The sequence below is a fragment of the Agrococcus sp. GW821-FHT14H11 genome (genome assembly GCF_058803545.1).
In genome coordinates this window covers 339,976-359,179 of the sequence record NZ_JBXAPA010000002.1, presented here as the reverse complement: position 1 = coordinate 359,179, position 19,204 = coordinate 339,976, and the positions used below count along the sequence as shown (strand labels likewise).

Annotated in this window: 18 protein-coding genes and 1 pseudogene; 4 read left to right on the top strand and 15 right to left on the bottom strand. The window is 73.6% G+C overall.

Features of this window, described 5'->3' with window-relative positions; all coding sequences use genetic code 11:
- Positions 1–136: 136 nt before the first annotated feature.
- Positions 137–1,317 (bottom strand): annotated as a pseudogene (locus AC1RNL_RS03915) (IS481 family transposase).
- Between the two features lie 187 nt (positions 1,318–1,504).
- On the opposite strand from AC1RNL_RS03915, the gene AC1RNL_RS03910 reads away from it, so the two are divergent.
- On the top strand, positions 1,505–1,993 hold the full coding sequence (locus tag AC1RNL_RS03910) for a YajQ family cyclic di-GMP-binding protein (RefSeq protein ID WP_128188398.1): 489 nt from the start codon (positions 1,505–1,507) through the stop codon (positions 1,991–1,993).
- A gap of 20 nt (positions 1,994–2,013) precedes the next feature.
- Positions 2,014–3,465 carry a phospholipase D-like domain-containing protein gene (locus AC1RNL_RS03905; RefSeq protein ID WP_492934502.1) on the top strand — a complete coding sequence of 484 codons (1,452 nt, stop codon included), beginning with the start codon at positions 2,014–2,016 and terminating at the stop codon, positions 3,463–3,465.
- 4 nt (positions 3,466–3,469) lie between these two features.
- Here AC1RNL_RS03905 and AC1RNL_RS03900 read toward each other — a convergent pair whose 3' ends face one another.
- Genes AC1RNL_RS03900 through AC1RNL_RS03885 form a run of 4 tightly spaced genes read right to left on the bottom strand, consistent with a single transcriptional unit; the run spans position 3,470 to position 7,409 of the window.
- Complete coding sequence (locus AC1RNL_RS03900) at positions 3,470–4,234, bottom strand: sulfite exporter TauE/SafE family protein (RefSeq protein ID WP_246992292.1); 765 nt, start codon at positions 4,232–4,234, stop codon at positions 3,470–3,472.
- Between the two features lies 1 nt (position 4,235).
- A complete protein-coding gene (locus AC1RNL_RS03895; protein ID WP_364197619.1) occupies positions 4,236–5,588 on the bottom strand; it encodes an FAD-dependent oxidoreductase in 1,353 nt (450 codons plus the stop codon).
- Between the two features lie 49 nt (positions 5,589–5,637).
- Entirely contained in the window at positions 5,638–6,648 is a 1,011-nt protein-coding gene (locus AC1RNL_RS03890; RefSeq protein ID WP_310126697.1) for a polyprenyl synthetase family protein, read from the bottom strand.
- Positions 6,648–7,409, bottom strand: a complete 762-nt coding sequence (locus tag AC1RNL_RS03885; protein ID WP_396131358.1) for a class I SAM-dependent methyltransferase — start codon at positions 7,407–7,409, stop codon at positions 6,648–6,650. The genes AC1RNL_RS03890 and AC1RNL_RS03885 overlap by 1 nt, the downstream gene beginning before the upstream one ends.
- A 66-nt stretch (positions 7,410–7,475) precedes the next feature.
- Between AC1RNL_RS03885 and AC1RNL_RS03880 the strand changes: the two genes are divergently transcribed.
- Complete coding sequence (locus tag AC1RNL_RS03880; RefSeq protein WP_492934501.1) at positions 7,476–8,687, top strand: isochorismate synthase; 1,212 nt, start codon at positions 7,476–7,478, stop codon at positions 8,685–8,687.
- A gap of 14 nt (positions 8,688–8,701) precedes the next feature.
- Here the strand turns inward: AC1RNL_RS03880 and AC1RNL_RS03875 are convergent, their stop codons facing one another.
- From AC1RNL_RS03875 to AC1RNL_RS03855, 5 genes are read right to left on the bottom strand one after another with little or no spacing between them, the layout of a single operon-like run.
- Positions 8,702–9,643, bottom strand: a complete 942-nt coding sequence (locus AC1RNL_RS03875; protein WP_492934500.1) for a PPK2 family polyphosphate kinase — start codon at positions 9,641–9,643, stop codon at positions 8,702–8,704.
- 23 nt (positions 9,644–9,666) lie between these two features.
- A complete protein-coding gene (locus AC1RNL_RS03870) occupies positions 9,667–10,845 on the bottom strand; it encodes an AI-2E family transporter (RefSeq protein ID WP_492934499.1) in 1,179 nt (392 codons plus the stop codon).
- The gene (locus AC1RNL_RS03865) at positions 10,845–11,711 is read right to left on the bottom strand and encodes an SDR family oxidoreductase (RefSeq protein ID WP_246992306.1); all 867 of its coding nucleotides are present in this window, start codon (positions 11,709–11,711) and stop codon (positions 10,845–10,847) included. The genes AC1RNL_RS03870 and AC1RNL_RS03865 overlap by 1 nt, the downstream gene beginning before the upstream one ends.
- Complete coding sequence (menD, locus tag AC1RNL_RS03860; protein ID WP_492934498.1) at positions 11,692–13,359, bottom strand: 2-succinyl-5-enolpyruvyl-6-hydroxy-3-cyclohexene-1-carboxylic-acid synthase; 1,668 nt, start codon at positions 13,357–13,359, stop codon at positions 11,692–11,694. The genes AC1RNL_RS03865 and menD overlap by 20 nt, the downstream gene beginning before the upstream one ends.
- Positions 13,352–13,816 (bottom strand): PLDc N-terminal domain-containing protein, encoded by a 465-nt coding sequence (locus AC1RNL_RS03855; protein ID WP_492934497.1) that lies wholly within the window; start codon positions 13,814–13,816, stop codon positions 13,352–13,354. Before AC1RNL_RS03855 ends, menD begins: the two co-directional genes overlap by 8 nt.
- Before the next feature lie 48 nt (positions 13,817–13,864).
- Between AC1RNL_RS03855 and AC1RNL_RS03850 the strand changes: the two genes are divergently transcribed.
- Positions 13,865–14,227 carry a DUF4229 domain-containing protein gene (locus AC1RNL_RS03850; RefSeq protein WP_146355282.1) on the top strand — a complete coding sequence of 121 codons (363 nt, stop codon included), beginning with the start codon at positions 13,865–13,867 and terminating at the stop codon, positions 14,225–14,227.
- 16 nt (positions 14,228–14,243) lie between these two features.
- On the opposite strand, the gene AC1RNL_RS03845 is transcribed toward AC1RNL_RS03850, so the two are convergent.
- The 5 genes from AC1RNL_RS03845 to AC1RNL_RS03825 all read right to left on the bottom strand — a co-directional run bounded on the left by AC1RNL_RS03845 (position 14,244) and on the right by AC1RNL_RS03825 (position 19,172).
- On the bottom strand, positions 14,244–15,359 hold the full coding sequence (locus AC1RNL_RS03845) for a hypothetical protein (RefSeq protein WP_492934496.1): 1,116 nt from the start codon (positions 15,357–15,359) through the stop codon (positions 14,244–14,246).
- 23 nt (positions 15,360–15,382) lie between these two features.
- On the bottom strand, positions 15,383–16,081 hold the full coding sequence (locus AC1RNL_RS03840) for a hypothetical protein (RefSeq protein WP_164877030.1): 699 nt from the start codon (positions 16,079–16,081) through the stop codon (positions 15,383–15,385).
- Between the two features lie 77 nt (positions 16,082–16,158).
- Positions 16,159–17,115, bottom strand: a complete 957-nt coding sequence (locus tag AC1RNL_RS03835; RefSeq protein WP_492934495.1) for a 1,4-dihydroxy-2-naphthoate polyprenyltransferase — start codon at positions 17,113–17,115, stop codon at positions 16,159–16,161.
- A gap of 120 nt (positions 17,116–17,235) precedes the next feature.
- Complete coding sequence (locus AC1RNL_RS03830) at positions 17,236–18,237, bottom strand: AMP-binding protein (RefSeq protein ID WP_128189215.1); 1,002 nt, start codon at positions 18,235–18,237, stop codon at positions 17,236–17,238.
- Positions 18,238–18,272: 35 nt separating this feature from the next.
- On the bottom strand, positions 18,273–19,172 hold the full coding sequence (locus AC1RNL_RS03825) for a 1,4-dihydroxy-2-naphthoyl-CoA synthase (protein WP_128189214.1): 900 nt from the start codon (positions 19,170–19,172) through the stop codon (positions 18,273–18,275).
- Positions 19,173–19,204: the final 32 nt, after the last annotated feature.

The window sequence follows — 19,204 nt, the reverse complement described above, 5'->3', positions numbered from 1 at the left end:
CATGCCAGCGACTGTGACCGATGTCCCGACTCATGAGAGACCTATCAAGTGCGACCTATGTCGTGAACCCAGACACCTCACTCGCCACATTGTGATGACGCGGGACATCGTTGATAGATGTTCCGCGTCATCGTTGTTATTGGGGAAGCCCCGGCCATCGGCCGGGGCTTCTCTGTTGGTTGCGCCAGTAGAGCCGGTCCGGGTCGACGGTGTGGGTGGCGAGGACTTCGCCGGTGTGGCTGTCGGTGACCGTGACCGTGTGCCGGTCGGCGAGGATGAGCACGGCGGTGTGGGCGTGGGCGATGCCGATGCCGAGGTGGTGCATGCGGCCGGCGCGGCGGAGGCTGAGCTTGCCGAACTTGTCGACGCGGTCGCGGCGGATGCGCCAGTCGCCCTGGTCGGGATGGTCAGCGGGTGCAGCCTTGACGGTGGCGTCGTAGGCGGCTTGCGGTGTGCGACGGTCGAGCGCGCGGTGCGGGCGGTGTCGGTTGTAGTGGTCGCGGAACCGGTCGAGCTGGGCCTGGAGCCCGGCGAGGTCGTGCGCGGCTGGCTGGGCGGCGAGCCAGCGCTTGAGGGTCTGGTGGAACCGCTCGATCTTCCCTTGCGTCTGCGGGTGGAAGGGGCGGCCGTTGCGCTGCTGGATGCCGAGGCTCGCGATGAGCTGTTCGAAGCCGTTGCGGGTGCCGGTGACGCGGGTGGTGAAGACGCGGCCGTTGTCGGTCAGGGTCGCGGCGGGGGTGCCGTGGGTGGCGATGGTGGCGGTGAAGGACTCGATGACGGCGGCGCCGGTGACGGGCTGATGAGCGGTGCAGGCCAGCAGCAGCCGGGAGTGGTCGTCGAGCCAGTTGAGGATCTCGATGTCGGTGCCGTCGGCGAGGCGCCAGTGAGTGAAGTCGGACTGCCAGAGCTCGTTCGGCTGGTGCGCCTCGAAGCGGATCATCGCGGCCCGGGGTCGCTGTTGGGCTCGCGAGTGATCAGCTGCGCGTCGAGCATGATGCGGCGGATGGTGGAGATCGCGGGCGCGGGGGTGCCTTCGCGCTCGAGGTGGGCGGCGATGGTCGCGGGGCCGGCGTCCCAGCCGGCGTCGGTGAGCGTCGTGCGCAGCTCGATGATCCGATCCCGGACGCGCGCTTCGACCTGGTTCGGGTTGGTCCTCGGGCGGCGCGATCGTGGCTCGAGCGCGTCGAGCCCTCCCGCCTCGTAGCGGCGCACAGGCTCGTGCACCCACCGCCAGGTGACGCCGAAGCGGCGAGCCGCCTCGGCCTTGCTCAGGCCCTGGCGGACGACGGAGAGGACGATGACGCGCGACTTCGACACGCCTCATCGTCGATGTGAACGATGTCCCGACTCAGATGTGAACGATGTCGTGAACCAGCACACCTCACTCGCCACATCCGGAAGCCCCGCCCTCGAGGCGGGGCTTCGTCGTTCCCCGCGGCCTCTCCCGAGCGGCGCCGCTCGGCGAGGGATGGGGCGGAGGGGCGGGGACGCCTAGGATCGGGGCATGGCAGATTCCTCGTTCGATGTGGTCAGCAAGGTCGACAAGATGGAGGCCGACAACGCCGTCAACCAGGCGCGCAAGGAGGTCGAGCAGCGCTACGACTTCAAGGGCGTCGGGGCGGATGTCGCGTGGAGCGGCGAGAAGCTGCTGCTCAAGGCCTCGAGCGAGGAGCGCGTCAAGGCGGTGCTCGACGTCGTGCAGTCGAAGTTCATCAAGCGCGGCATCGACCTGAAGATGCTCGACCAGGGCGACCCCTACCCCTCGGGCAAGGAGTTCCGCATCGAGATCGGCCTGAAGGACGGCATCTCGAGCGAGGACGCCAAGAAGGTCACGAAGCTCGTCCGCGAGCAGGGCCCCAAGACCGTCAAGACGCAGATCCAGGGCGACGAGGTGCGCGTCACCTCGAAGAGCCGCGACGACCTGCAGGCGACGATCCAGCTGCTCAAGGGCGCCGACCTCGACATCGACCTGCAGTTCGTCAACTTCCGCTGACGCCGGGCTGAGCGAACCAGGTGGACCCGACCGTCGCGCAGGTCCTCGGCGCGCTCTTCATCGCACTCGACATCGGGCTGCGCCTGCTCGCGCTCGTCGTCGTCCCCTACGAGCGGCGGCCCGCCTCGGCGATCGCGTGGCTGCTCATCATCATGATCCAGCCCATCCTCGGCTGGATCCTGTTCGGCCTGCTCGGCAACAACCGCCTCTCGCGGGGGCGGCGCGAGAAGATGGCCGCCATCCAGGAGCTCATCGGCGAGAGCACGCTCGACATCGACGACGCGCCCGCGCCCCGCGACCGGCCGGAGTGGCTCGGCGGCATCCTGCAGCTCAACCGCTCCCTGTCGTCGATGCCGCACCTCGGCCCGGCCGAGGCGATCGTGTGGGGCGAGTTCGACGCGCAGCTCGAGGCGATGGCGCGGCGCATCGACGAGGCCGAGTCGTTCGTGCACGTCGAGTTCTACCTGCTCGTCGCCTCCGAGCGCACCGAGGTGTTCTTCGCCGCGCTCGAGCGCGCGACCGCGCGCGGCGTCACCGTGCGGGTGCTCGTCGACCACCTCACGAGCCGCCGCTACCCGCGCCGCAAGCAGACCATCGCGAGGCTCGAGGCGATGGGCGCCGAGTGGCGCGACATGCTGCCGCTGCGCCCCCTCCGCCGGCAGTGGCAGCGGCCCGACCTGCGCAACCACCGCAAGCTCGTCGTCATCGACGGCGCCGTCGGCTTCACGGGCTCGCTCAACCTCGTCGACCCCTCCTACCTGCTGCGCAAGAACCTCCGCCGCGGCCTGCAGTGGCGCGACACCTGGCTCGAGTTCTCGGGGCCTCCCGTGCGCGCCCTCGACGTGCTGTTCTGGTCGGACTGGTGGGCCGAGACGAACGAGCTCGCCGAGCTCGCGACCAGCGCGACGACGCCCGACGGCGACCTCAACGCATCCGTCGTGCCCTCCGGCCCCGGCTTCGAGGGCGAGATCAACCTGCGCATCTTCGTCGAGCTCGTGCACGCGGCGCAGGAGCGCATCACGATCGTGAGCCCCTACTTCGTGCCCGACGAGACGATGCGCTACGCGATCACGTCGGCGGCGATGCGCGGCGTCGACGTCGAGCTCTTCGCGAGCGAGATCGGCGACCAGTTCTGGACGTACCACGCGCAGCGCTCCTACTACGAGGAGCTGCTGCGGGCGGGCGTGCGCATCACCCTCTTCGCGAAGCCGACGGTGCTGCACTCGAAGTTCATGACCTTCGACGACCAGGTCTCGGTGATCGGCTCGTCGAACATCGACATGCGCTCGTTCGGCCTGAACTTCGAGGTCTCGATGCTCGTCGAGGGCCACGGGATGGTGGCGCAGCTCGAGGGGATCGCCGAGGCGTACCGCCAGCAGTCGACCGAGCTCACGCTCGAGGCGTGGATGGCCCGGCACCGGGTGGCGCAGATGTTCGACAGCATCGCGCGCCTGAGCTCGGCGCTGCAGTAGCCGCTCAGCCGAGCAGCATCGCGAGCGCCACCCCCAGCGCGAAGGCGATCACGACGGCGCGCAGCAGCCACGACGGCACCCGCCGCGACAGCCACCCGCCGGCGATGCCGCCGAGCAGCGAGCCGCCGAGCATCACGACCACGACGCCCCAGTCGACGAGCGGCGAGAAGGCGAGGATGAGCGCGCCCGTGCCGTTGATGACGCCCGCGACGACGTTCTTCAGCGCGTTGTGGTGCTGCAGCGAGTCGTGGATCAGGAGGCCGAGCATCGCGAGCATCATCACGCCGATGCCGGCGCCGAAGTAGGAGCCGTAGACGCCGATGAGCACGAACGCGGCCTTCGCCGCCCAGCCGCCCGTCGCATCCACGTCGTAGGCGTCGTCCGCCGAGCGCCCGAGCCGGGCGGCGATGAGCGGCTGCACGGCGAACAGCGCGGCCGCCGCGAGCACGAGCCAGGGCACGATCGCGGTGAACGCGTCGGAGGGCGTGAGCAGCAGCAGCACCGCGCCGACCGCGCCGCCGACCGCCGCGAACGGCGCGTTCACGAGGAACCGGCGACGCTGGCGGCGCAGCTCCTGCCGGTAGCTCCACGCGCCGCCGAGCGTGCCGAGCAGCAGCCCGATCGACGACGTCATGTTCGCCGCGAGCGGGCTCATGCCTGCCGCGAGCATCGCCGGGAAGGTGATGAGCGTGCCGCCGCCGGCCGCCGCGTTGATCGCGCCCGCGCCGACGGCGGCGAGCGCGATCAGCAGCAGCCCGGCGGGCTCCAAGTCAGCGCTCGTCGCGCGAGACGGCGATCATCTCGTCGCGCGGCACCACCTTGACGCGGGCGCGGCCGTGCGGGGCGCCGAGCGCCATCTCGTGCTCGTCGAGGCGGATCCAGCCGGCGATGTCGGTCCAGGCGACGCCGCGCTCGGCGAGCAGCCGCGGCACGGCATCCGCGTCGTACGGCTCGGGCGTCCACCACGAGTGCTCGTCCGAGAGCAGCTGCTCGATCGTCTCCTTCGCGTCGGACTTCGTGTGGCCGATGAGGCCCACCGGCCCGCGCTTGATCCAGCCCGTCGCGTACATGCCGGGCACGGGGCGCGAGCCGTCCTGCACGCGGCCGGCGATGTTGGGGATGACGCCGCGGCGCTCGTCGAAGGGCACCTCCGGCAGCGGCGACGAGAAGTAGCCGACCGCCCGGTAGACGGCCTGCACGGGGATCTCCCGGTGCTCCCCGGTGCCCTCGAGCCCGTGCTCCGTCGGGCGCGTGCGCTCGACGCGCAGCGCCTCGACCCTGCCGTCGCCGAGCACCGCATCCGGCCGCGACCAGAAGTGCAGGTGCAGGCGGCGGGAGGCGTGGCCGACCTCGCGCTGGCGCCACTGGTCGAGCACGCGCGAGATGACGAGGATCTGCTTGTTCTGCTTCTGCTGCTCCTCGTCGGGGTCGACGCCGAAGTCCTCGTCGTGGAGGATCATGTCGACGTCGCGCAGCTCGCCGAGCTCGCGCAGCTCGAGCGGCGTGAACTTCACGCCGAGCGGCCCGCGGCGGCCGAAGACGTGCACGTCGGTGACCGGGGATGCCTCGAGGCCGGCGACGACGTTGGCGGGCACCTCGGTGGGGAGCAGGTCCTCCGGGTGCTTCACCAGCATGCGGGCGACGTCGAGCGCGACGTTGCCGTTGCCGATGACGGCGATCTCCTTCGCCTCGAGCGGCCACTCGCGGGGCACGTCGGGGTGGCCGTCGTACCAGGAGACGAAGTCGGCGGCGCCGTAGGAGCCGGGCAGGTCGATGCCGGGGATCTCGAGCGGGGCGTCCTTCGTGGCGCCGGTCGCGAAGATCACGCCGTGGTACAGCCGCTCGAGGTCGGCCACGTGGATGTCCTCGCCGAAGCGCACGTTGCCGAACAGGCGCACGACGCCCGACTCGAGCACCTCGCGGAGCGCGGCGATGATGCCCTTGATGCGGGGGTGGTCGGGCGCGACGCCGTAGCGGACGAGCCCGTAGGGGGCGGGCAGGTGCTCGAACAGGTCGATGAGCACGTCGCCGCCGGCCTCGGCGACCGACTTCTTCAGGATGTCGGCGGCGTAGATGCCGGCGGGGCCGGCGCCGACCACGGCGATGCGGAGCGGAGCGCTCACGGTCCTCCTCGGGATGCGGGGCGGCCGCGCCGCCCGGTCTGGTGCGAAGTCAGCGGGTGCGCGAGACGACGTGCTCGGCGAAGGCCTCGAGCGCGCGCCGCACGGTGCCCGAGGGCAGCGACGCGAGCGCGTGCAGCGCCTCGCGCTGCCAGCGCTCCGCCTCGGCGACGGTGTCGTCGACCACCGGGTGCTGGGCGAGCTCGGCGACGGCGGCGGCGAGGTCGGCGTCGTCGGCCGGCTCGCGCAGGCGCGCGAGCAGGGACGCGGATGCGTCGTCGTCGCGTCGGGCGAGCAGCAGCACCGGGAGGGTGGCCACGCCCGCGCGCACGTCGTTGCCCTGGTCCTTGCCCGTCTCGGGGTCGGCGGAGAGGTCGATCACGTCGTCGACGAGCTGGAAGGCGACGCCGATGCGCTCGCCGAACTCGCGCAGCGCCGCGCGGTGGGCGGGGTCGGCGCCGCTGACGACGACGCCGAGCTCGGCCGCGGCCGCGATGAGCGAGCCGGTCTTGTCGGAGAGCACCTGCAGGTAGTGGTCGACCGGGTCGGCGTCGCCGGGGCCGAGCGTCTCGTGCAGCTGGCCGAGGCACAGCCGCTCGAAGGTGCGCGCCTGCAGCTCGGCGACCTCCGAGCCGAGAGGCGCGGCGATCTGGCCGGCGCGCGCGAACAGCAGGTCGCCGGCGAGGATGGCGACGCTGTTGCCCCACACCGTGTGCGCCGAGGGCACGCCGCGGCGGGTGTCGGCCTCGTCCATCACGTCGTCGTGGTACAGGCTCGCGAGGTGCGTGATCTCGACGAGCTCGGCCGCCGAGAGCACGCGGTCGTCGATGCCGGAGCCGAGGTGGGCGGCGAGCAGCAGCAGCAGCGGCCGGGCGCGCTTGCCGCCGGCCTCGAGCAGGTAGCGGGTGGCCGCGTCGGCGACCGGGTCGGCGACGCGCACGTGCCGGTCGAGCCGCCCCTCGAGCTCGTCGAGGCCCCGCTCGACCGCGTCGACGACGCGGCAGTCGGCGGGCGACGCGAACCGCGGCCCCCTGAGCCCGAAGGCCTCGGCGATGGTCGGCATCAGGAGCCCTGCTCCTCCGGCTGCGCGTGGCGCGCGAGGCGCATGGCAGCGGTCTGCTCGCTCGGCTTGCGGCCGCGGTGCAGCGCGACGACGCCGAGCGTGAGGTTGCGGTGCGCGACGCGGATGAAGCCGGCGGTGCGGATCCACTGCGAGAGCGCCTGCTGGTCGGGCCACGAGGCGATCGACTCGACGAGGTAGCGGTAGGCCTCGGGGTTGCTGCTGGCGGCCTTGGCGAGGCCCGGCAGCACCGTGCGCAGGTAGAGCTCGTAGCTCTTGCGCACGACGTTCACGGGCGGCTGCGAGAACTCGCAGACGACCAGCCGGCCGCCGGGCTTCAGCACCCGGTGGAACTCGCTGAGCGCGGCGCGCGGCTGCTGCACGTTGCGCAGCCCGAACGAGATGGTGACGGCGTCGAAGGTGTCGCCGTCGAACGGCAGCTCCTCGGCCGAGCCCTGCACGAACTCGATGTCGGGGTGGCGCCTGCGGCCCTCCTCGAGCATGCCGTGGCTGATGTCGAGGGCGGTGACGAGCGCGCCCGCCTTCGCCATCGGCGCCGACGAGGCGCCGGTGCCGGCGGCGACGTCGAGGATGCGCTCGCCCGGCTTCGGGGCGACGGCGCGCTGCATGTGGATGCGCCACAAGCGGTCGTTGCCGCCCGACAGCAGCGAGTTCAGCAGGTCGTAGCGCTTCGCCGTCGCGTCGAACATGCCCGCGACCTGGTCCGGGTCCTTCTGCATGTCTGCTCGGCTCACGTGCTCCATCCTAGGCGTCCCCGCCTGCCCGCTCCCCTGCCGCCGCCCAGGCTCCGCGGGCATAGGCTGGCTGGCATGCCAGGCCTGCGGGTGCGCACCGAGCGCGCGGAGCTCGGGCGCCTGCTGGAGCACGCCGACCCGCGCGCGCCGCTCGCGATCCGGCGCGGCGCCGACGGCATCGTCGGCCGCGGCGAGGCGCTCCGGCTCGAGTTCCGGGGCCCGTCCCGGCTGTCGGACGCGGCGGATGCGTGGCGTCGGGTCGCGCAGGACGCGGTCGTCGACGACGCGGTCGGCGTGCCCGGCACGGGGCTCGTCGCCTTCGGCGCCTTCGCGTTCGACGACGACTCGGCGGCGACGAGCGTGCTCATCGTGCCGCAGGTCGTGGTGGGGCGCCGCGGCGACGACGAGTGGATCACCTGGATCGGCGACGAGGGCCGCCTGCACCCGACGGCGGTCGACGAGGTGCGCGTCGAGCTGGCCGACGGCGCGATCGACGCCGAGCGCTACCGGGCCGTCGTGGCCGAGGCGACCGAGCGCATCCGCTCGGGCGAGGCCGAGAAGCTCGTGGTCGCGCGCGACCGCGTGGGGCAGCTGCCGCCCGACGGCGACGTGCGCTCGGTCGCGGTCGGGCTCGTGCAGCGCTACCCCGACGCCGTCACGTACGCGGTCGACGGGCTCGTCGGCGCGAGCCCGGAGACGCTCGTGGCGGCGCACCGCGGGCACTTCTTCTCGCGGGTGCTCGCGGGCACCGCGGCTCGCGGGGCGACGCCGGCGCGCGATGCGGAGATCGCCGAGGCGCTCGCGTCGGGCGACAAGGACCTGCGCGAGCACCGGTTCGCGGCCGACTCGGCGATGGCGGTGCTGCGCGAGCTCGCGCCCGACGCGCGGGCGTCGGAGCCGTTCCCGCTGCGGCTGCCGAACCTCTGGCACCTCGCGACCGACATCACCGGCACGCTCGGCGAGGGGCGCTCGACGCTCGACGTGCTCGCGCTGCTGCACCCGACCGCGGCGGTCGCCGGCACGCCGCGCGCGGCGTCGCTGCGCATCATCCGCGAGCTCGAGGGCGTCGACCGCGGCCGCTACGCGGGCCCGGTCGGCTGGGTCGACGGCGACGGCGGCGGCGAATGGGTGATCGCGCTGCGCGGCGCCGAGATCGCGCCCGACGGCGCGATCCGCGCGTTCGCGGGCGCCGGCATCGTCGCGGGCTCCGATCCCGCGGCCGAGCTCGCCGAGACCGCTGTGAAGCTGCGGCCGATCACCGACGCGCTCGCCGACCCGCTGCCGTAGCCGGAGGCGGCGCCCTACTCGGTCGCCGCCTTCGCCTTCTTCTTGTCCGTCTTGGCCTGCTTCTCCTTGGCCTTGCCCTTCGCCTTCGCCTCGGCCTTCGCCTCCTCGGTCGGCGGCGTGCCGCCGAGGGCGATCAGCTTCTCGCGCTCGACCGCGACGTCGAAGTCGGCCTCGGGCCACTGCGGGTCGATGCCCTCGAGCGCCTCGACGAGCAGCTCCTGCACCGCGAGCCGCGCGTACCACTTGCGGTCGGCGGGCACCACGTTCCACGGCGCCGCGGCGCGCGCGGTGCGGTTGATGGCGATCTGGTACGCCTCCATGTAGTCGGGGAAGCGGGTGCGCTCCTCGACGTCGTTGGGGTTGTACTTCCAGTGCTTGTCGGGGCGGTCGAGCCGCTCGAGCAGGCGGGCGCCCTGCTCCTCGAACGAGACGTGCAGCATCGCCTTGACGACCGCGATGCCGCGCTCCACGAGCCCCCGCTCGAACTCGACGATCTTGCCGTAGCGCTCCTGGATCACCTCGGGCGTCGAGAAGCCGCGCACGCGGTGGATCAGCACGTCCTCGTAGTGGGAGCGGTCGAAGACGGCGATCATGCCGGGCTTCGGCAGCGCCGGCTCGAAGCGCCACAGGAAGTCGTGCCGCTTCTCGGCGTCGGTGGGCGCCTTGAAGGCGGTGATCTTGACGCCCTGCGGGTCGACCTGGCCGAGCACGTGGCGCATGATGCCGCCCTTGCCGGCGGTGTCCATCCCCTGCACGACGAGCAGCACCGAGCGCTCGTCGCCCGCCTTGCTCGCGGCGAACAGCCGCTCCTGCAGCTGCGAGAGGTGGTCGGCGCCGGCCGCGAGCGCCGCCCGCCCCGCGAGCTTGTCGCCGTCGAAGCCGGGCGTGGATGCGGGATCCACCTCGTCGAGGCGGACGGAGCGGGTGATGCGGAGCGCGTCGGTGATCGCTGTCATGGGCCAGAGACTAGCCCCCGCTGTCAGCGAGCCTGCGGTGAGCCCTCCGCGCGCGGCCGGACGCCGGGCGAGACGGCGCGGCCGAGCCTGCCCCCCGGCGGTGCGTCGAGCTTGCTCGACATGAGCTTGCTCGCCCACGCGAGCCGCGGATCGGGGTCGATCAGCAGCGTCTTCACCGCGAGCGTCGACGGCAGCGCCAGCAGCGCGCCGATGGGGCCGAGCGCGAACGCCCACACGAGCAGCGACAGGAACGAGGTCGCGGGCGTGACGCCCACCGCATCCCCCGCCACCTTCGGCTGCACGAGCGACTGCATCACGAAGTTGATGACGCTGAAGAGGATCGCGGTCGCGAGGGCGTTGATGGGGCCGTTGGCGAGCAGCGCCATGAGCGTGGGCGGGATCACGCCGAGCACGAAGCCGACGTTGGGGATGTAGTTGGTGACGAAGGCGAACACGGCCCAGACGAGCGCGAGCGGCACCCCCAGCAGCATGAGCGCGATGAGGTCGAGCGCCGAGACGATGAGGCCGAACAGCGTCGTCACGACCCAGTAGCGCTGCACCCCGGCGGCGAAGCGGTCGATGCCGCGCACCATGCCCGGGTTCGTCACCGCGATGCGCTGCATGCGCTCGGGCAGCTGCACGGAGTCCCAGGCGAGGAAGAAGACCACGACGAAGAGCGTCGCGACGAAGGCGAGCGCACTGCCCGCGTCGGAGGCGAGCGCGCCGACGGCGCCGGCGATCGCGCTCGGGCTGAAGGCGCTCTGCAGCTGCTCGAGCGCCTCGTCCTGCGAGACGCCGAGCGTCTCGAGCCAGGCGAGCACGTCGCGGTACATCGCGTTGAAGCGGGCCGAGTAGCCGGGGAGCTCGGTCACGAGCGACTGCACCGACCAGTAGATCGACCACAGGAGCGCGAGCAGGAACGCGTAGACCGTCAGCAGCGACGCGAGGGCCGCGACCATCCGGGGCGCGCCGACGCGCAGCAGCCACTGCTGCAGCGGCATCACGGCGATCACGAGGTTGAAGCCGAGGAAGACGGGGGCGAGGAACGATGCGACCTGGCTGAGCAGGATGAGCACCGCGAACACGGCGATGACGGACAGCAGCACGATGAGGGTGCGCGGCAGCATCCACCGGCGCTCGACCGCCTCGGTCACCTGCGGCACCGGCGGCAGCTCGCGCCTGCGCTGCCAGGGCCAGCGCATCAGCGGTGCTCCGTCCGCTCCGCGGCCGACGGCGACGGGGCCGCGCGCCCCGTGAAGCCGTCCATGCCCTCGTTGACGCCCAGCGCATCCGCCACCAGGTCGGCGAGGGCGGTCGGCAGCGCCTTGATGACGGGAACGAGCCGCACGAGCGGCGGCAGCGCGAGCAGCGGACGGCGCGACTCGATGGCGGCGAGGATCTGCGTGGCGACGCGCGCCTGCGACAGGATCGGCAGCAGCGCCGGCACCTTGGTCGTGACGCCGTCGAACATGCCCGTGTCGATGTAGAACGGCGCGACGGTGAGGGTCGTGATGGGCGAGCGCTCCTTGCGGAGCTCGGCCCGCAGCGACTCCATGAAGCCGACGGCGGCGAACTTCGAGGCGGCGTAGTCGGTCTGGCCGGCGACGCCGATGAAGCCCGCGGCGCTCGCCACGGTGACGATGCGGCCGCGGCCGCGGTCGCGCATGGCCGGCAGCAGCGCCCGGGTGACGAGGATGGGCGCGATCGCGTTCACGCGCATCGTGCGGTCGATCTGCGCCGGCGTCAGCTCGGCGAGGGGACGGCCAGAGACCACGCCGGCGTTGTTGACGAGCACGTCGACGGGGCCGAGCATGAGCGTCTCGGCCGCGGCGAGCTCGATCGCGTCGGCGTCGGCGAGGTCGACGACGACCGCGCTGCCGCGCCCGCCCGCCTCGTCGGCCTCCGCGGCCGCGACGCGCGCGGCGGCGCCGTCGCGATCCCAGATGACGACGTGCGCGCCGCGGCGGGCGGCGCCGAGTGCGACGAGCCGCCCGATGCCGCTCGCGCCGCCGGTGACGACGATCGTCGAGTCGGCGTCGATCCGCAGGTCAGAGCTGCTGCTGCCCATCCGTGTCCCCTTCCAGCACTGCCTCGATGATGCCCGGTCGGGACTGCGAGAGGGCTCGGCGGAGGCCGGCGCGATCGGTGACGCGCTCGAAGGGCCAGCCGTAGGCGGCGGCGAGGTGCTCGAGGTCGACGTCGTGCGGGGTGCGCTGCACGCGCGCGAAGTCGTCGAGGTGGGCGCTCCCGGCGACCTCGAGCAGGTCGAAGAGCGAGCCGCCCCGGTCGTTGCCGACGACGATCTGCAGCCGTGGCCGCTCCTCCCCCGGCGGCACGAGCAGCCCGCCGGCGTCGTGGAGCAGCGCGAGGTCGCCGATGAGCAGGCGCGTGAGTCCGGCGCCGCCGGCGCGCTCGTGCGCGATGGCGATGCCGGATGCGGTGCTCACGGTGCCGTCGATGCCGGCGAGGCCGCGGTTGGCGCGGGCGGTGACCGCCTTGGGGCCGGCGTGCGCGTCGAGCTCGCGGATGAGCCGCGAGGCGGCGACCACGAGCCGGTCGTGCGGCCAGGTGCGCTCCCACACCTGCGTGACGAGGTCGCGGCGCGAGATGGGGCGGCGGCCCTCGGCGAGCTCCGCCTTCGCGTAGTCGGCGCGCGAGAGCGCCGAGTCGGGGGCGGCCTCGGCGTCGCGCTCGGCGGCGAGCGCGCGGCCGGCGCGCACCCAGCGGTCGATCCATTCGGCGTCGGCGCCCGGCTCGGCCTCCTCGACCTCGATGCGGCCGCTCAGCACGGTGCTCGCGCCGGTGCCGCGCACGTTGTCCTGCCCGGCGCGCCCGATCGCGACCACCTCGACGTCGGGGCGGCGGATGAGCCCGCTCACGGCCCGCGACAGGGTCGGGTGGCCGACGACCACGACGCGGCGCACCTCGTCGGCGAGCTGCGGGATGACGTCGCGCCCGTGCTGCACGAGCAGCGGCCCGAAGCGCGCGCCCGAGGTGGGCTCGGCGATGAGCGGCGCGGCGATCGCCTCAGCGAGGTCGACGGCCGCGGGCCCGGCGTCGGCGCCCGCGATCACCACGGTGCGCTCGGCCGGCCGCAGCACGGCGGTCGGCATGGGCGGGCGCTCGACCCGCTCGACGGGCAGTGGCCGCGCCGGCTCGCCGCCCGAGAGCGGCTCGCGGAAGGCGATGTTCAGCTGCACGGGGCCGGGCTCGGTGTGCGCGTCGTCGCGCCAGCCGAGCGCGGCCCGCACGGCGGCGACCGCGTCGCCCTCGGGGTCGACGAGCGCATCCGCCGAGATGTCGAGCAGCACGCGCGCCGCGTCGCCGAAGATGCCCGGCTGGTGCGCCGTCTGGTTGGCGCGGATGCCCTGCAGCTCGGCGGGGCGGTCGGCGGTGATCGCGATGAGCGGCACGTCGCTGTGATGGGCCTCGAGCATCGCGGGGTGCAGGTTGGCGACGGCGGTGCCGCTCGTGACGACGATCGCGGCGGGCCGGCCGGTCTCGCGCGCGAGACCGAGGGCCAGGAACGCGCCCGTGCGCTCGTCGACGCGCACGTGCAGCGCGAGCCCTCCCTCGCGCGCCATGCGCGCGGCGGCGAGTGCGATCGCCTGCGAGCGGGAGCCCGGGCAGACGACGATGTCGGCGACCCCGGCGGCGGCGAGCGCGGCGACCAGCCGGTCGGCGTAGGCGGCGGCCGGCAGGGCCGCCTCAGGCACGTGCGGCGTCGCCGTCGTCGGGCGCGCGGCGCCCGGTACCGTCGGCGTCGCCGTCGGCCTCGTCCTCAGGGCCGACGACCGGCGGGTGCGGCTTCGGCCGCGGCTCGGGGTCGGGCGCGCGCTCGGGGGCCGGCGAAGGCCCGAAGTCCTCGGACTCGAGGGCGGCGAGCTGCGCCTCGATCTCGGCGATGCGGCGGTCGGCCTCCTCGTCGGTCACGTCGGGCGAGCGGGAGAACGAGGGGTCGTCGTCGGGCGCCATCGGGCGGGCGTCGGCGCGCGGGCCCTTGCCCCACGCGAGCCACGCGATCGGTCCGAAGACGGGCACCACGACGATGAGCACGACCCACAGCACGCGGTTGAGGCGGCGGACGCGGCGATCGTCGGTGACCGTCAGGTCGACGAGCGCGTAGACCGTGACCACGAGGGCCAGGATCCCGCCGATGATGAGCCACCTCATGACCCCAGCGTACGTCCCCTGCCTATGGGGCGCTCATAGACTTGGTGCATGGCCCCCTCGATGCGCTACCTGCTCGTGCGCGCTGCGCTCTTCCTCGTGCCGTTCGCGGTGCTGATGGTCGCGCAGGTGCTGTGGTGGCTCTCGCTCATCGTCTCGCTCGCCTTCGCCTTCGCCGCCTCGATCGTGTTCTTCCCGAAACTGCGCGACGAGGCCGCGGCCGACCTGCAGCGGATGCGCGAGGGCCGCAGGCGCGATGGCGCGGGCCCCGACGACGCGGACGTCGAGGACGAGGCGCTCGATCGGCCGGCGGAGTCCGCACCCGATGGGGAAGCCGCCCGGGCGACGGCGGACGAGCCGGTCGCCGACGCGCGCGACCCGCGCGACGACCCCGAGGCATCCGCCCCCCGCTGACCCCGGCGCGCGACGCTCAGCCGCAGGGCTGCCACTCGGGCGGCACCTCGGCCTCCGGCGTCGCGGTGGCTCCGACGCGCGTCTGGCGCACCGTGCACGCGAAGTCGACCCCGCCGCCGTCGCGGGCGGTGGCGCGCACCCCCACCCAGAGGTCGGCCGGCGCGGCGGAGCCCTCGGCGAGCGCGCGCAGCGGCACGTCGAGCTCGATCGCGCCGTCGTCGGCGGCCTGCAGCTGCGTCGCGTCGCCGAGGCCGAGCAGCGCCCCGGCGGGAGCCGGGCAGCTGGCGGCCGCCTGACACGCGACGCCGTGCGCGAGGGCGAGGCGCCGGGCCTCGTCGATGAGACCCTCGGACGGTTGCCAGATGGGAAGCCCGGACTCCGCGGGCGTCGCAGGGTCGCCGTCGACCCGGATCGTCGACGGCTCGATGCTGACGAGGCCCTCGTCGATCGGCTCCGTGCGGTAGAGGCCCGGGTACAGCAGCGTGCCGCCGACGCCGCCGATCTCGACGCCCAGCAGGCGCGGCAGCACGCCGACGCCGCGCTCCTGCTCGAGCACGACGCGCTCCGCGAGGCTCGTCGTCAGCCGCCACCCGTCCGGGTCGCGCACCGCGGCGAGCCGCCGCTCGATGCGGCCCGGGCCGCCGGAGAGCTCGACGAGCACGGCTGCGGCGTCGCCGTCGAGCTCGACGGCCGCGACGTCGAACCGCCGGGTGCGGTCGGCGGCGGCGAGCGCCGCGTCGGTCAGCAGCGGTGCGTCGCCCTCGACCGGCACGAGCGCGGTCGCGTCGTCGGCGCGGCCGTCGGCGATCGCCCCGATGTAGTCGAGCGCCAGCTCGGTGAGCGCCGCGGTGTCGGCAGCCTCGGCCTGGCGCTGCACGGCCTGCACGATCGCGGCGGTCGAGCCGCCCGCGACGAGCAGCGCGGCGAGGATGACGCCGGCGATGAGCCTCCGGCGGCCAGCGCCGTTCCCCGTGCGGTCGACGTCGGGTGCCGGCTGCGGCTCGGCGGCGGATGCGTCGGATGCGTCGGACGCGTCGGCTCGGTCGGGCGCGTCGACGCGGTCGGGCGCGTCGTCGACCTCGCCGGCCGGCAGCTCCGGCGGCATCTCGAACTCCGGCATCCTCGACGGCACGGGTCCATCATCGCGCGCCGCGCTCATCCGGTGAACGTCGGCAGCGTGCCCTCCCACTCGACGAGCTCGACCGATCCCTCCGGGAAGGCGAGCGCCGTCAGGCGGGGGTCGTCGATGTCGGCCGCCGCCGCATCGACGCGGCCCGCAGCGAGGTCGAGCGTGAGCTGCACGATGAGCGGCTGCTCCGCCTCCTCCGCGAGGCGGTCGAGGGCGGTGTAGGCAGCGCAGACGTCACTGAACGGCAGCCCCTCGGCCTCCTGGATCTCGACGTGCTCCATCGCCGTGGCGAGCTCGTCGAAGCCGTCGATCGTCGCCAGCGCCGCGCGGACCTGCTCCGCCTCGATCGACGCGCCAGTCGCTGGGACCACCGTGAGGCGCGGTTCTGCGCCGCCGACCACCTCGACGGTCGCGATCGACCCGGGGTGCGCCGCGACCAGCGGCCGGCGCGCATCGATGAGCGCCGCCCTGATCCGATCGGCGTCGGCTGCAGACGCAGGCAGCATCGCGAGCTCCGAGCCGAGCGCGCTCCGGTCGAGGCACAGCTGCAGGTCGGGCTCGGGCAACGCCTGCCCGGGCGAGGTCGACGGCGCCGGAGCCGCTGCAGTCGTCTGGGAGCCGGCGGTCGACGCAGCGCACCCGGCGAGCGCCACCGAGAGCGCGACGGCCCCGACGAGCAGGCTCAGGCCCGCAGCTGCTGCACGAGCGGAGCCATCGGGGCGCATGCCCCCACCGTACGGCTGAACGGGCCGGGGGGGTCACGATCCGGTCACGGCTGCGGCGAGACAGCGCGGCAGTCGCGTCAGGCGGTGATGAAGCCCGCCGGGCCGGCCCAGATCGCTATCGCGAGGCCGACGCCGTAGAGCAGCGCCGTCATGCCGGTGAGGCCCAGCGCCGTGATGAGGTCGCGCGGCGAGCGCGCCATGACCACGATCACCATCGCCGGCCCCGCGAGCAGCAGCACCGCGAAGACCGCGAAGCCGTAGGCGAGCGCGTAGGAGAAGATCCACAGGATGACGAACGGCACGAGCATGAGCGCCACGTAGAGCGCCTTCGACGCCCGGCGGCCGATGAGGGTGGCGAGGCTGCGCTTGCCGGCCGTGCGGTCGGTCTCGATGTCGCGCAGGTTGTTGCAGAGCATGAGCGCGGCCGAGATGGCGCCGATCGCCGCGCCGAGCGCGAGGGAGTCCTCGGTGACGCGGCCGATGATCGCGTAGGTCGTGCCGGCGACGGCGACCGGGCCGAAGAAGAGGAACGCCATGAGCTCCCCGAGCGCGTAGTAGCCGTAGGGGCGCTTGCCGCCCGTGTAGCCCCACGCGGCGAGGATGCAGACGACGCCGACGACGAGCAGCAGCCAGCGGCCGCTCACGAGCACGACGACGAGTCCGGCGACCGCACCGGCGGCGAGGAACCCGATCGCGACGTTCCGCACGGCGACCGGGCTGGCCTTGCCCGCGCCGACGAGGCGTCCCGGCCCGACCCGCACCGCATCCGTGCCCCGCACCCCGTCGGAGTAGTCGTTGGCGAAGTTCACGCCGATCTGCATGCAGAGCGCGAGCGCGAGGCACGCGAGCGCGACGCCGAGGTGGAAGCCCTCGGCGTTGAACGCGGCCGCGCTGCCGAGCGCGACCGGCGCGATCGCCATGCCGAGCGTGCGGGGTCGGGCTGCGGCGATCCAGTCGCGCCAGGTGGCGGGCGAGGGCGCAGTGCCCTCGTGCTGGGCGCGGCGAGCGGGGTTGCCGGAGCGGGGAGAGGCCATCGCCTCGATCGTAGCCGGGCGGCCGCCGCCGGCCCGTCGCTCGACCGGCTCTGCGCCGCGCCGACCGGATAGTCCGGTCGGCCCCGCACGGAGCCGGTTGACGGACGGCGCGCGGCGGCGTCAGCCGAAGATGCCGCGGCGGCGGCGCTCCTGGGTGCGGCTCGCGACGAGCCGAGCCAGGCGCTTGCGGTCGGGCTTGCCGGATGCGGTGGTCGGCATCACCGACACCGTCACCAGGTGGTTGGGCCGGGCGGGCTTGCCGAGCGCGTTCCCCACGGCGGCGCGGATCTCGGCGAGCGAGGGCTTGAGCGTCGTGACGACCGCGGGCACCTCGCCCCACTCGGGGTGCGGCGCGGCGACGACCACCGCGTCGGGCGCGAACGTCTGCACCACGTGCTCGACCGCCGCGAGCGAGATCTTGATGCCGCCCGAGTTGATCACGTCGTCGATGCGCCCCGACACCTGCAGCGTGCCGCCGACGAGGCTGCCGGCATCGCCCGTCTTGTACCAGCGGGTGCCCGAGCTGTCGGTGACGAACCGCTTCTCGGTGAGCGCCGCGTCCTCGTAGCCGTCGGCGAGCTGCGGCCCGGCGATCTCGATCTGGTCGGTGAGGCGGATCTTCACGTCGCGCAACGGACGGCCGTCCCACACGCAGCCGCCGACCGTCTCGGTCGCGCCGTACGTGCGCGTGATGCGCCAGCCGAGCCGCGCCGCCCGCTCGATGAGGCCGAACGGCGCGCGCTGGCCGCCGAGCAGGATGCGGTCGAGGCGCGCGATGGGCCCGATGAAGGAGCGGTCGAGCATCGCCGCGTCGACGAGCCGCGCGAGCTGCGTCGGCACGAGCGACGTGAACTTGCGCTCGTGCTCGAGGCTCTGCACCGCCTCGACGAAGGCCTCGGCGGTGAACGACCCCTCGGTGCGCACGAGAGGCGCGCCGGAGGCGGCGTTCCGCCAGATCACGTTGCGGCCGGCGATGTACTGCTCGGGCAGCGCGAGCACCCACTGGCCGGGGCCGCCGAGCCGCTCGTTGGCCGCGTCGGTCGAGGCCGCGATGGCCTCGTCGGAGATGATGACGCGCTTGGGCACGCCGCTGGAGCCGCTCGTCTCGACGACGATCGCCATGCTCGCACCTCCTCGGTCGTCCGTGCCTTCGCTGCTCAGTACTGCCAGGGGAACGGGGACCAGTCGGGCTCCCGCTTCTCGAGGAACGCGTCGCGCCCCTCGACCGCCTCGTCGGTGCCGTACGCGAGGCGGGTCGCCTCGCCGGCGAAGATCTGCTGGCCCACGAGCCCGTCGTCGACGGCGTTGAAGGCGAACTTCAGCATCCGGACGGCCGTGGGGCTCTTCGTCAGGATCTCGCGGGCCCAGTCGAGCGCCGTCGCCTCGAGCTCCTCGTGCGGCACGGCCGCGTTGATCGCGCCCGCCTCGAGCGCCCGCTGCGCCGAGTACTCCCGGGCGAGGAAGAAGACCTCGCGCGCGAACTTCTGCCCCGTCTGGCGCGCCATGTAGGCGGAGCCGTAGCCCGCGTCGAACGACCCGACGTCGGCATCCGTCTGCTTGAAGCGGCCGTGCTCGGCGCTCGCGATCGTCAGGTCGCAGACCACGTGCAGCGAGTGGCCGCCGCCGGCCGCCCAGCCGGGCACGACCGCGATGACGACCTTCGGCATGAAGCGGATGAGCCGCTGCACCTCGAGGATGTGGAGGCGGCCGGAGCGCGCGGGGTCGATGGTGCCCGCGGTCTCGCCCTCGGCGTACTTGTAGCCGTCGCGGCCGCGGATGCGCTGGTCGCCGCCGGAGCAGAAGGCCCAGCCGCCGTCCTTCGGGCTCGGCCCGTTGCCGGTCAGCAGCACCACGCCGATGCGGCTGTCCTGCCGCGCGGCGTCGAGGGCGCGGTAGAGCTCGTCGACGGTGCGCGGCCGGAACGCGTTGCGCACCTCGGGCCGGTCGAAGGCGATGCGCGCGATGCGCCCGTCGCGCGAGCGGTGCACCGTGATGTCGTCGAACCCGGGCTCCGCGTCGGCCCATTCGGCGGCGTCGAACAGGGGCGAGATGGTCACCGCTCCACCCTAGCCACCGGAGCCTGGCCGGG